Raw genomic sequence first — 13,671 nt, 5'->3', positions numbered from 1 at the left:
ATATTGATGACCATGGCTCAGTTAGTAAAACCCGGTAAAAATTATCCTTTAGGTGCAACCTTTGATGGTAGCGGCACCAACTTTGCCTTGTTCTCTGCTAACGCCACAAAGGTTGAACTTTGTTTGTTCGATAACGTTACCGAAACTGAATTAAGCCGAGTTGAGTTAACTGAATATACCGATGAAGTTTGGCATGGTTATTTACCAGAAGTGCAGGCGGGTACGTTATACGGTTACCGAGTACATGGTCCCTATGAACCGCATAATGGTCATCGCTTTAACTCGGCTAAATTACTGCTCGACCCTTACGCAAGGCAATTAAATAAAAGTTTTACTTGGTCAGAAAGTCATTATGGTTTTGATATCAATTCCTGTGCCCAGGATTTAATGATAGATAACAATGACAACGCTGCCTGCATGCCCAAATGTGTTGTGGTTGCGCCGTTAACGGGCTTAAATAATGCCGTAACTGTTAGCGACAATGAAACCATTATTTATGAAGTCCATGTAAAGGGCTTTACCAAGTTAAATCCTGCTGTGCCGATTGAAATGCGTGGTACGTTCAAAGGATTAGCAGAGCCCTCGGTAATTAAATACTTGACTGATTTAGGCGTTACCAGCGTTGAGCTCCTTCCTGTTCATGGCTTTTTTGATGAATCATTCGCCTTAGAAAAAGACTTGAAAAACTACTGGGGTTATAACTCTATTGCCTTTTTTGCGCCAGAGCCAAGATATTGTCAACAACAAGATTTAGCTGAGTTTCAACAGATGGTTGATGCCTTTCATCAAGCCGGAATGCAAGTGATATTAGACGTGGTTTATAACCATACCGCTGAAGGTAATCACATGGGGCCAACGTACAGTTTTAAAGGCATAGATAACGCCAGTTATTATCGTTTAGAAACACAAGACAAGCGCTTTTATATAAACCATTCAGGTTGTGGCAACACCTTAAACTTAGCTCACCCGCGCGTTTTGCAAATGGTTATGGACAGTTTACGTTACTGGGTTGAAGTGATGGGCGTTGACGGTTTCCGTTTTGATTTAGCCCCCATTTTAGGTCGCCAGGATCAACCGGGTAATGATAATTTTTATACTCATGCCAGCTTCTTTGCCGCGCTTCGCCAAGATCCTGTTTTAGCTCATGTAAAGCTGATCGCTGAGCCCTGGGATATTGGCCATGGCGGTTATCAACTTGGTCAATTTCCGGGGAATTGGTACGAGTGGAACGACAGATATCGTGATGCTGTTCGTCGCTTTTGGCGTGGTGAAGGCAACATGATCGCCGAGTTTGCCCGAAGATTACATGGTAGCGGTGATATTTTTGAACATCACGGCAGGCGTCCCTATGCCAGCGTTAACGTAATAACTACTCATGATGGTTATACCTTGCATGACTTAGTGACCTATGAGCAACGTCATAATCAAGCCAATGGCGAACAGAACAGAGATGGCCATCAGAGTAACTTTAGCCGTAATTACGGCGTAGAAGGTGAAACCACTGATGCTGATATCAATCAAATACGCAATCAACAAAAACGTAATATTTTAGCGACGTTATTTTTGTCGCAGGGTACGCCTATGCTGCTCGCGGGCGATGAGCGTAATAACAGTCAATACGGCAATAACAATGCCTATTGCCAAGACAATGAAATTACTTGGCTTAATTGGCATGTTGAAGACGAAGAACAAGTTAAATTTGTGCAGCAACTGATTAAGCTGCGTAAACAACATCCGTTACTTAACCGATTAAATTATCAACACGGTCAACAGGTTTCAGCAAAAACAGGTTTGCCGGATATCAGTTGGTTTAATTGCCATGGCGAGGCTATGGACGAAAGTAATTGGCACAACAAGGCGCTGAAAAGTTTTGCCATGATGCTTGCTGATACCAGCACCTTCGATGCTAAAAAAGAAGCAAACATTTTTAACGATGATGCGTTATTAATAATTTTTAATGCCGCTGACGTGGCAAGCAATTTTCAATTACCAAACTTAACCGGTAATTGGTCGCAAATAATAAATACCGCTGATAGCACAGCCGAAATTACTAACAAATTGATAGATAGCACCTTGTTATCTGTTGCTCCATTTAGTTGTTCGGTCCTGACTTACAGTCAAAATGATACACAGGGAACACAATAATGACAGCCATTCAACAACTTGCCGAGCAGGTAGGTTTTCACTCCAGTTATATTGATAGTTACGGTAACTCGGTTGCTGCCAATCAAGATGCATTAAAAGCATTACTCACCGCAATGAATTACAACGTTGAATGCGACGATGCTATTTTGGCGAGTGTTAAGCAATTAAGTGATTCATCATGGGTTTCACTGTTACCGGCAATGCAAATGGTAAAGTCGGAGCAAGCTGTTCACAGTGCCTGGATCAGCGTTGCCAATGCTGATTTAAACAATACTTTGCAATGGCTTATCAATTTTGAAAACGGTGATACGTTAACAGGCCAAGTGGCCGTGTCTGAATTAGAAGTACTTGCTCAGCATAATGTTGATGACACTTTATATAAAAAACTTGCTGTAGTTTTACCTAGTCTTATTGAAGGTTATCATTCATTAACGATTACTTTAGGCAATGAGACGGCAAGTGGGCATTTAATCGTTGCACCACAAAAATGTTATAGCCCAAATGATGCTGCCGATTACCGTATGTGGGGCTTAGCTGCACAATTATACTCGGTAAAATCTGAAAACAGTTGGGGGATGGGCGATTTTGGCGATCTGAAAAACTTAGTAAAGCAATCGGCAAAACGAGGTATAACAGCAATAGGCTTGAACCCTTTGCATCCATTATATCCAAATAATCCAGCTCATATCAGCCCATATTCACCAACGAGTCGTTGTTTTTTAAACACTCTGTATATTGATGTAACCAGTGTTGCTAACTTTAAATCGTGTAAGCCAGCGCAGGCGCTGGTTCAATCGAAAGACTTTATCGAGCAAGTAGCACAAGCCAATGATCAGGAATTTATTGATTACCCGCATGCTGCCCACCTTAAGTTTCAAGCATTAGAATTATTGTATAAAGACTTTGTTGCTAATCACTTACCGAAAAGCACTGAGTTTGCTAAGCAATATTTAGACTTTGTTACTCAAATGGGTGATGACTTATTTGAACTCGCTACCTTTGATACTTTATATGAGCACTTTAGAAAGATAGATGAACATGCTTATGGCTGGAAAGCTTGGCCGGTTGAGTTTCAAGACCCGCACAGTGTCGCAGTGGAGCAATTTAAACAAGATAATGTTGAGCGCATTGGTTACTTTCAGTTTTTGCAATTTATTGCCGATAGCCAATTAGGTGAGGCAGCCCAGCAAGCTAAATCTGATGACATGCCAGTAGGCTTATATTTAGATTTAGCGGTAGGTTGTGATGGCAGTGGCGCTGAAGTGTGGGCAGATAAACACAGTTATGTATCTGGTGCGGCCGTTGGTGCTCCGCCAGATGCAATGAATACTTTAGGGCAAGATTGGGGACTAACGCCAATTAACCCCGTAGCATTGCAAGAAAAAGGCTATATGCCGTTAGTAAAAGCCTTGCGCAGTAACATGCGTCATGCCGGTGCCTTGCGTATTGACCATGTATTAGGGTTAATGCGCCAATATTGGGTCGCGCCAGGAATGGCTGCCGATCAAGGTATTTATATTACCTTCCCGCTGGAAGATATTTTCCGCATTATTGCGCTGGAGTCACGTCGTAATAATTGTGTGGTTATCGGTGAAGATTTAGGTAATGTTCCCGATGGTTTTGGCGATATCATGGCGGCGGCAGGACTACTTTCATACAAAGTATTATTCTTTGAGCGTTGGGAAAATGGTTTGTTTTTCCGTCCTGAAGTTTACTCTGAACAATCTATGGTAACGGTTTCTACGCATGACTTATCAACTATTGCTGGTTGGTGGACAGGCAATGACCTTAAATGGCGACAAGAGCTAAATTTATATCCAAATGAACAAATGGGTATTGATGAACGGAATGGTCGTGTGACTGATCGTAAACAGTTACTTGGCGCACTTGAATTTGAAGGTGTGCTTAGCAAAGAGAAATTCCCGCAAACACAACCGGCGACTATGAATTCGGAGCTGTCACGTGCTGTACAAGCATTTTTAGCCAAAGCGCCAAGTCGCATTTTATTAGTGCCACTTGAAGATGCTTTAGGCTTAAAAGAGCAAGTAAACATACCTGGTACAATCGATGAGCATCCAAACTGGCGTCGCCGTTTGCCATATACCATAGCAGAGTTTTGGCAACATCAAGATATGAATAACTTAGTTACAGTGATGAATCAGGAGCGTCCAAAAGGCTAACCCTTTTGGTATAGGACATATTATGAATAGATTAAAAATAGTTATATTAGGTTTTTTTGCCTTAGCGCTTAGTGCATGTGACTCTGTAAAGCCGGACAGTGAGCAAGTTGAAACACAAATAAAAACTGCGAAGATAAGTGCCGAACTCCCCCATTATTTGACCCGCGACATACGTGACGAGGTATTTTATTTTGTCATGCCGGACAGGTTTCATAATGGCGATACCAGTAATGACAATGGCTCTGTCACCATTTTAGAATCTCAAGGTGGTTTCGATCCAAGCAGTAATGGTCATTACCACGGTGGTGATATTATCGGCTTGAAAGAAAAATTACCTTATTTGCAGGAAATGGGTATCACTTCTATTTGGATGACACCGATAATGCGTAATCAGGCTGTGCAGGGTGACAGTTCAGGTTACCACGGTTACTGGGTATTAGATTTTACCGAAATTGACCCGCATTTAGGCTCAAACCAAGATCTAAAAAATCTTATCGATGCAGCTCATGCGCTTAATATGAAAGTATTTTTCGACATCATCGCCAATCACAGCGCCGATGTTATTAAGTATAAAGAATGCCATGGTGAAAACGGTGATCAGCAACTGGGTGAAACCAAAGGCTTATGTGATTACAAAACGTTAGAGCAAATTGCTAATGGCGATACTTACAGTGCTTTTGTATTACCTGGAAGTGAAGATATAAAGGTGCCGCAATGGCTAAATGACCCTAAGTATTACAACAATCAAGGCGACAGCACTTGGGAAGGTGAAAGCTCTGTGTACGGTGACTTTGCTGGTCTTGATGATATTGATACCGCCAACCCTGAAGTGATTTCTGGATTAATTGAGGTGTTTAAAAACGTGGTGTCAGAATTTAAACCGGATGGTTTTAGAATTGACACCGTCAAGCATGTAAACATGGAATTTTGGAGTGAATTCAGTCCTGCCATTGTCGAACACGCTAAGTCTATTGGTATTGAGCAGTTCTTTATGTTTGGTGAAGTGTATGACTTTACCCCTGAATTTCTCAGTACGTTTACGACCACAGGAAAAATGCAGTCTATTCTCGACTTTGCTGTGCAAGGCGCTATATCAAAAACACTAGTAGAGCATAAAGGTACTAATGAGCTTGAGAATATTTTCAATGGTGATCATTATTATCAAGATGAAGACAGCGATGCGAGTATGTTAGTAACCTTTACTGGTAACCATGACATGGGGCGTTTTGCTCACCTGTTAGATAAAGAAAACCCTGAAATGAGTGAGCCGGAAAAGCTTGCTCGGGTGAAACTATCAAACGCGTTAATGTATTTTTCTCGCGGTATTCCGGTAGTTTATTATGGTGATGAGCAAGGCTTTGTTGGTGACGGTAACGATAAAAATTCCCGCCAAGATATGATGCCTTCAAAGGTTGATATTTATAATGATGATGATCTTATCGGCACTGACGCAACAACTGCTGATGCAAACTTTGATCAGAGCCATGTGTTGTATCAAGACTTGGTAAATCTAGCTAGTTTATACCTAGAGCATGATGCGCTGCGCCATGGCAAGCAAGAGCAAGTGTACTCACAGCAAACACCTGGGTTATATGCCTTTACCCGCACCTTTAAAAATGAGCAATACTTAGTTGTTGCCAATACGGCCACAACTGAGCAAAAGCAAACTATGACTTTGTCATATAATGACTTTAAACCTGTAGTGTTAGCTAAAGACAAAAGTGAAAACAATGGTGTAGTAACCATGAACCTAGCGCCATTAACATATGCGATTTATAAAGCTAAGAAATAGCTTGTAGCACATAGCGATTAAACTTGATGAAAAGCCGAACTTTGTTTCGGTTTTTTTAGGTGTACTTTTTCTAATCATTATATAAGTTGTATATACTTGTCTTTATGTCAAGTTTGCTTGACATGTGACTGGTAAAAGTTTACCTTGTTAATAAAGTAAAGTGTATTTTACATTATGACAAGCAAGGTGTACTAATGAATAAGCAGGAAACTAACTCCAATAACTGGCAAGCGCGTACCAAGAAAAATACCATTAATTTAGGAATGTGGACATTTGCATGGGTAGTAACCACCGCAATCGCAGCATTTGCTCCAAAATTTATATGGGACTTTAATACTCTGCTCACGGTTACTGCCGTAGTGATAAATGTGTTGGTTGGCTTTGGGATGATCTTCGCGAACAAAAAACATTTACACGGTTTAGATGAAATGCAGCAAAAAATTCAATCTGGAGCTATGGCTCTGTCACTGGGTGTTGGTCTAGTTTTAGGCTGTAGTTATGAACTTTTGGAAGACATAAAATTAATAAGCTTCGAACCTGAGATTTCGCACCTTGTAATAGTTATGTGTATAACTTATATGATTGGTATTATTAAAGGCGGAGCAAAATACCGATGAAAAACCGTTTAAAAGTACTGCGCGCGGAGCGAGACTGGACCCAAGCAGATCTTGCTAACGCTCTGGAAGTTTCGCGGCAAACGGTTAATGCGATTGAAAAAGGCAAGTTTGATCCAAGCTTACCGTTGGCATTTAAAGCGGCTCGATTATTTGAATTAACCATTGAACAGATATTTCAAGATGAAGTTTAAATTCAGAGAGTCAAACAGTTAAAAGAAAAATATTCTGAATTTGTTTTCATTAAAGCCATGACAATATGGTCACTCACCCTATCAGATTAGCATCTCTAGTTATAAAAAACGGATGCAACAATATTGGTTTTAATTAAACTTTACTGGATAATGTTACCTTGATATTTGTCAAACTTTCCTTCGTAGTCGTCTAACATTGAGTATAGAAACTCAAGTTTGATTCGCTGAATATTTTGTTTGGCTTGTAAGTAGGTTGCTGTGGCTATCTCTATTTTACCTTGCAGAAAATAAACATTTGCCAAATGCAGCTGGGTCGAGTTGATACCAATCTGGCTTTGGGTTATCTGGTAAAAAGAAAGCGCTAAATCAAATGCTTGTGCCGATTGTTCGAGCAAACTCTGTTCAAGAAAAGCCAAGCCTTGCGCTTCTGCAATATTTGCTTTGAGAAACCAATCAGAATTTTTTTCAAGTTTCTTCGCAGCTTGCTGATAAAGCGGCATTGCTTGTGACCAATCTCTTTTATTGGCGGCGATCCTACCTTTTATTAAATCGATATGTGCTGCTTGTTGGGGATTTTCTCGATCGAGCTTAGACGCTTTTTCAATTTGTTGACTGGCTTGTTCGACTCTTTCATTCCACAAATACAACTTGCTTAAATAAATCAAGGCGATCACCGAATTAGGGTTTAATGCCAAATAACTTTCAAAAAAGCTGATCGAGGTTTGCCAATCTGATTCATAACTGATCATTGCTTCGGCAAATAAGGCGTCGCTAAATTCTTTCATCGGCACATTGTCACTTCTTTGTAGCGGATGATTGATAAACGCTGCTACTCTTTCTGACAGGGTGCCCAGAGCACCATTAATAGAGCTATCAAGAATAACCCCTTGTTTCATATCGTTAACGAGATGAAATTTATACACCAATTTATAGTCATAGACATTGCCATGAATTTCAGTTTCAATAATTAACGAAGCACCGGATACATTAAATACTTTACTTACATCAGCAGAAGTAAATTCCCGGTCCAGTCCCGCAATGTGCATTAAACGTGGAATATAAGTCCCTTGATAGACAAATATTGAACTTGGCAACCCTTTAAGATTAGCGATCAATTGCTCCATAGCACCTAAATACACCCAATCGTTTTGGGCATAGGGAACACGATTTTTAACAGGCAAAACAACAATACTTTGTGCATAATTAATGTCGATACTTTTATCGCTATCTAGTGTTACCACTTGCGACAAAATAAGCACTAGCAAAGCGACCGGAAGAATATACTTTAACCAAGATAATATTATGGGTCGGTATTCTGTATCCTTACTAAGGCAACGGAGCTCTTCGGTAAACTCATATCCCTTGCGCGGATGATTTTGCAATATGTTAGGGCTGGAAAATAATTTCCTAATTTCCCTAACCGACTGAAATATCACGCCATCATCTACGTTTACATCGTCCCAAACCCGATCCAGTAACTCCTGTTTGCTGACAATTTGTCCGGATCGTTCGGTAAGATAAAGCAACAATGCTAAGGTTTTCGGCCGAATGGACTGACAGCTATCTTTATCAGTTAGCGTTCGCGCCTGTGTATCAAGAATAAAGGTGCCAATTTGATATTTCATTAAAACCGCAGATGAACTAGGTAGTGACTCTATATTAACAGTAAAATTAATAAATAAGCTGTCTAATTTCTTGCTCCAATATTTTGTCTATGGAGTAGTGCTGTTTTACAAACTGCAACATTGCGTGCGCAGATTCAGTACACTTTTCGGCGCCTTGTGAGCATTGCATTAATAGTTGTTTAAATTCTGGCTGACGTTGCTCGACTCTTCTGTCCAAACAAAATTTATCTTTATCAATACCCTCGTCATGTTGCTGGAGTAAATCGAGCAAGCGGATCAAGCGATCGACAGCGTATACCTGAATAAACCGCATTGCGGAACATTGCTCTCCCCGCCTATACCTACATAGGCCAACATACAAGTTAGTTAATAGTTCACCCAGTAAAAAGCCTTCATCAAATGAATGTTGGGGAGCGGCTATCACAGGTTTACAATTATGTTCTGCAAGGCCCTCATCTCTCCAGATAAAGTGCCCTTGAGAATAAGGAATATGGCGTAATTCCTTAGGCTCAAAAACGGCGAACTCACAAAATATACCATCGGCAAATAATAATTTATAACCATCAGTAGTATTTTTAAAACACCAGGCTATCTCATGTATGTGTGCCAACCAGCTCAAGTTATCGATAAACTGCTGCTTATGGCCTTCGCCAACAATAGCAAAGAAATCCAAATCTGAATATTCATCCATCCGGTTGAATTCTTTACCGGCCGAGCCGAGCCCGAGCAAGCCAAGTCCATTTGGATGGCATTTCAGGCTGTCTGCTATTTCATTTAACCGATTTTTCAATAATGTTACTTTATTCATGTAAACTCCACTGACGGTTAGTTGGCTTTGCCAAGTAACGCATAAGTAAAGTCATTATTAAGCGTGATCGCGCCATTGGTAACGACAACAGATTGATTCGAGTAATAGTCAAACAGCACTTCGTCATTTTTAAATAACTGATAAACAGAGATTGTTTTCTTCCCTTTTGCCAGCCCTTCGGCAACCAAGACTCGATCTTTGCCTGCTAATTCACGTTTGAATATATAAGGAGATTGATTCAACTGTTGATGTTCGCCTGAACCAACAGCATCATGTGCCCGGCGAAACTGTCCTAACTTTTGCCAATGGGCCAATATTGCTTTGGTGTCGGCTTTTGCTAAGTCTTGCCAATTCATAAAAGTGCGCATATTAGCATCACCATATGCCGCTTCAGCATGCATCGGGCGAGATAATTCATCGCCGTAGTAAATTTGTACGCCACCTGGCGCTAACAATAATTTAAAAGCAGTTTCAAATGGCTTTGTTCGCTTTCTGTCATAAGAGTCCTGATCATCATGCGAGCCAATATAATTCAAAATACCGCTACCACTTAGCGCACCATGGTTAAGTGCTTGTGAATAGCTAGCAAATATTTGCTCTGCTGGTTGTCCTGCATGGGCAACAAAGCCCATATTAATTAACGCATCAAAACCGAAATCAAAGAAATCTACTTGCTTGTCGCCATAGTCGTAGGCACGGCCATTTTGCGCCGTATTTTTGAAACCGTTTACTCCCCAGTTAAACACCTCTCCTACCATATAAAATGGCAAGTCATCGGTAACTAATTGCGGGTTTTTGCTTTTCCAGGAGTTAAAAGCGATTTCACTTTCTTTTTTTAATATGGTCCAAATATCTGCTTCTACATGTTTGGCAGTATCCACTCGAAAGCCATCAACACCGTATTCTTTGACCCAGTCAGTCAGCCATTTGACGATGTAATACTTGGGAGCCCGCGGATACCCTGTGCGTTCAAAGAATTCCTCGAGTTCAGCAAGCTCCTGCTCTTGGCGACCTTCTTTTTGCCATTTATTGAGTAACTGTTGTGGCAGCTCAACGTCTGCGTTAGTTTCTGTTTTGATATCAGTTAGAGACGTTGCCAAAGCACATTGAGTACTTTGTTGATAGTTTTTCCATTCACAAATCGGGCTGGTTCTGATCCAGTCAGACGGCCATGCCCAGTCTGCTTGAGTTTCCGGGCCGGTATGATTAATAATGACATCCATTAGTACTTTAATATTGTGCTTGTGTGCAGTGCTGATCATTTGTTGCAAGTCGGCTTCTGTGCCGAAGTTGGCATCAACTGCGGTCCAGTCCTTCGGCCAATAGCCATGATATGAATAAGTCAGCCCCGCCGACTCATCATAACCATGTACTTGTTCAATTAAAGGGGTCATCCAAATGGCATCCACCCCTAAGCGAGTAAAATAACCATCTTCAATTTTTTCGATTATGCCTTTAATATCGCCGCCTTCAAATCCCCTGAGTTTTGCTGGGGGTTGCGTACGGTTATAGGAGAGATCATTGCCATGATCGCCATTATTGAATCTGTCGGTTAACATAAAGTAGACGGTTGCATTCTTCCAAAAATCAGGAGCTGCTGGCGCGGCATTTAAGTTAATGGAACAAAGAGCTGTAAGCAGTGGTAAAATCAGTTTTATAAAACGCATTATGTGGTTACCTATTTCTTTAATTTAAGTAGCTACATATTTAGCTTTTTACCCGTAAATAGTTAACTTAAATTTTCTTAAAAAAACTTAAAGTATTGAAAAATAATAATAATTTAATAGCGTTGCCAATATTATTTGGGCGGAGTCAGAATAAAGATCGTACTTATTTTAATTAACCATTGAACAGATATTTCAGGATGAAGGCTAAAATTCCAGAGTCAGAGTCAAGTTAAATTGATAACTTGACTCTGACCCTAGTTTTCATTGGGCAAAGATAAACTCAAGCGGGATATGCAGGCGCTTACTCCAGGCTTGTTCGCTATGATTTTCTCCTTCAAAAAACAGGCTTTGCCATTGGCTTTTAGGGTATTGTTGCTGGTTAAACACGGCATCAATTTGTGTTTGTAATTTCGGGTACATAGCATCTAAGGTTTGATCGCCATAGTCGAAATATATTTTTTGCGTACTAAGTGCCGGTAAATGTTTTTCTATATAAGCTTTAAAAGCATCGAAAATAGGCTTATTGTCGGTAAAAATTCCGGGCCAGTGGGTCGACATGCAAATGGCACCGGCGAATTCATTCGGGTATTGCAGCAAACCGTACCAGGAAATTAACCCGCCCATGCTTGAACCTGCTAAATATCGATGCTTACCGCCCTTATTTACAGAATAATTAGCTTCAATAAAAGGGACGATATCAGTGACAATAAATTCCAAATATCTATCTGAATATACTTTAGTGTTAAACAATGGTAGATCTGCACTTTTGTCAAGTTGATACATTTGTGCTTGCTGTTGCTTGCTTAATTGTTCAAAAGGTTGTTGCGGAAAAAATTCACTGTGGCGATTTTTTACAGCATTAGGAATCGCTACGACAATAAAAGGTCTAACTTTCTTTTGTTCAATCAAACTGCCAGCTACTTCATCAACCATCCATTCTTGCTTGTTCCAAGTGATGTTTGCATCAAAAAGCATACGCCCGTCATGCATGTATAGCACATCATACTTAGAATTTTGTGAGTAACCAGGAGGCAACCAAACATCGATATATCTCGAGTTAATTAACGTGGATTTAAATGGCTCAATACGTTCAATGGATCCTTTGTTCACCACAGGAATTGGATCATCAGCAAGGCAATGACAAGACAAAGCGATGAGTATTAATGATGACAATAATCTATTCATAAATTTTAACCTTAATGTTAACCGATATTATTTATTGTGTTCTTTTACCCGGCCCCAGCAAATTGCTGAAATAGCCAATGCAACACCACAAAGAATGAATATCGCGCTTTTGTCATTGGTTTGTGAAATGAATAAGCCCACGCCTAAGCTCACTAACAATTGCGGCACAACAACAGAAAGATTGAATAAGCCCATATACATGCCCATTTTATTTTGATCAATTTTTTCCGACATGATAGCAAATACTAAACTGATCACCGCCGACCAACCGACGCCTAATAGGGCCATTAAAACGTATAAGGTATATTCAGCGTGACCTAAGAAGGCTACCAAAAAATAGCCTGCAGCCATTGATGCAATGCAGTAGGTGTGCACTTTTACCCGACCAAATTTTGTCGCCAGAGGCTCAAGTAATAGTGTCGGTAATAACGCAGATACAGCGCTCAGTACGAGAAAGCTTATCGAGATGATTTTACCTAAATCGTCATCGCCAATGCCGGTCATTTTGTCCTGTAAAAAAGCAAAAATAAACACGAACATGGTTTGAATGCCAATCCAGCTAAATGAGTGCGCGGCGAGTATTTTTCGAAAGCCAATCAAACCCGCTTGCTGCTCAGATTTATCATCTTCTTTCGCGCTCATGGTTTGTACTACCCAGATAATTGTAAGTAGTGCACAGACTAGCTCAGCGTAATAATTATCAACGCTTATGCCCGATAATTGCCGAGCCATGGCATAGATGTCGTAGATGATAAAACCCCATAACGGTTTTATGTTGATCATGATTTCTTTAAAGGATAACGATTCAGTTGATGCGTTATCACTTTTTGGTAGCTCTTGTGGCTCGGTAATAAAAAATGGTGGCAAGATTGATAACACCAGCACTAATGCGGCACCAAAATAAATTAAAACAAAGTTGCCCCAAATTGCGCCTATGGCGTAGGCAAGCACCCCAAAGGTACCTGAAATAGTTTGCATCCAGGTATAGCCCAAGGTTCTCTTTTCACCTTCGGGTGTTACATCGGCAATAATTGAACGAGTTGGGTTAAAGCCAATGTTTATTGATAAATCAAGGGTTAAAGCAATGGCTATAGCAACAGCTAATATTGCGTCAATACCAAGGCTTGCCGATACAATATCAATATTAGGTAGTGCCAATAACATCAGGCCAGCTAATACGCCCCCAATTAAAATAAATGGTCGACGACGGCCATTCCAGAACCAAACATTGTCAGAAATAATGCCGATCAGTACTTGGCCTAAAATCCCGGCAATTGGGCCTGCCGCCCAAACCAAACCTACCTCGTGAATGTCTAAGCCATATTGGGTGGTTAATATCCAACTGAGAGCTGAAATTTGCACCGATAAGGCAAAGCCCATGGCAGTAGATGGTAAACTAAGCAGCGCATAAAAGCGCTTACTTAGATTCTGTTGTATTGCTAGCATATTGCTTCCAAATTA

10 protein-coding genes are annotated in these 13,671 nt (G+C 40.5%); 5 read left to right on the top strand and 5 right to left on the bottom strand.

The annotated features are described in order from the left end of the window. Nucleotides 1-6: 6 nt before the first annotated feature. The 5 genes from glgX (at nucleotide 7) to RI844_RS13205 (ending at nucleotide 6,925) form a co-directional block, all read left to right on the top strand. Nucleotides 7-2,145, top strand: a complete 2,139-nt coding sequence (gene glgX / locus RI844_RS13225; protein WP_451923625.1) for a glycogen debranching protein GlgX — start codon at nucleotides 7-9, stop codon at nucleotides 2,143-2,145. Continuing rightward, on the top strand, nucleotides 2,145-4,325 hold the full coding sequence (gene malQ / locus RI844_RS13220; RefSeq protein WP_348395142.1) for a 4-alpha-glucanotransferase: 2,181 nt from the start codon (nucleotides 2,145-2,147) through the stop codon (nucleotides 4,323-4,325). The genes glgX and malQ overlap by 1 nt, the downstream gene beginning before the upstream one ends. Nucleotides 4,326-4,347: 22 nt before the next feature. Next, nucleotides 4,348-6,117 (top strand): alpha-amylase family glycosyl hydrolase, encoded by a 1,770-nt coding sequence (locus RI844_RS13215; RefSeq protein ID WP_348395141.1) that lies wholly within the window; start codon nucleotides 4,348-4,350, stop codon nucleotides 6,115-6,117. A gap of 194 nt (nucleotides 6,118-6,311) precedes the next feature. Continuing rightward, entirely contained in the window at nucleotides 6,312-6,734 is a 423-nt protein-coding gene (locus tag RI844_RS13210) for a hypothetical protein (protein ID WP_348395140.1), read from the top strand. Next, nucleotides 6,731-6,925: a helix-turn-helix transcriptional regulator gene (locus RI844_RS13205; RefSeq protein ID WP_348395139.1), complete on the top strand. Its 195-nt coding sequence runs from the start codon at nucleotides 6,731-6,733 to the stop codon at nucleotides 6,923-6,925. The genes RI844_RS13210 and RI844_RS13205 overlap by 4 nt, the downstream gene beginning before the upstream one ends. 140 nt (nucleotides 6,926-7,065) lie before the next feature. Here RI844_RS13205 and RI844_RS13200 read toward each other — a convergent pair whose 3' ends face one another. From RI844_RS13200 to RI844_RS13180, 5 genes are all read right to left on the bottom strand, one after another. Further along, nucleotides 7,066-8,550: a winged helix-turn-helix domain-containing protein gene (locus RI844_RS13200; RefSeq protein ID WP_348395138.1), complete on the bottom strand. Its 1,485-nt coding sequence runs from the start codon at nucleotides 8,548-8,550 to the stop codon at nucleotides 7,066-7,068. Between the two features lie 46 nt (nucleotides 8,551-8,596). Beyond that, nucleotides 8,597-9,358: a hypothetical protein gene (locus RI844_RS13195; protein WP_348395137.1), complete on the bottom strand. Its 762-nt coding sequence runs from the start codon at nucleotides 9,356-9,358 to the stop codon at nucleotides 8,597-8,599. 17 nt (nucleotides 9,359-9,375) lie between these two features. After that, nucleotides 9,376-11,025 carry an alpha-amylase family glycosyl hydrolase gene (locus tag RI844_RS13190; RefSeq protein WP_348395136.1) on the bottom strand — a complete coding sequence of 550 codons (1,650 nt, stop codon included), beginning with the start codon at nucleotides 11,023-11,025 and terminating at the stop codon, nucleotides 9,376-9,378. Between the two features lie 261 nt (nucleotides 11,026-11,286). Then, nucleotides 11,287-12,210, bottom strand: a complete 924-nt coding sequence (locus RI844_RS13185) for an alpha/beta hydrolase (protein ID WP_348395135.1) — start codon at nucleotides 12,208-12,210, stop codon at nucleotides 11,287-11,289. Nucleotides 12,211-12,237: 27 nt separating this feature from the next. Further along, nucleotides 12,238-13,656, bottom strand: coding sequence for an MFS transporter (locus RI844_RS13180; protein WP_348395134.1), 1,419 nt, complete (start codon nucleotides 13,654-13,656; stop codon nucleotides 12,238-12,240). Between the last annotated feature and the right edge of the window lie 15 nt (nucleotides 13,657-13,671).

Origin of the sequence: Thalassotalea fonticola (assembly GCF_032911225.1) — a bacterium.
GTDB lineage: Bacteria > Pseudomonadota > Gammaproteobacteria > Enterobacterales > Alteromonadaceae > Thalassotalea_A > Thalassotalea_A fonticola.
The sequence above is the reverse complement of the archived record's forward strand: the minus strand, read 5'-3'. Positions and strand labels throughout refer to the sequence as shown.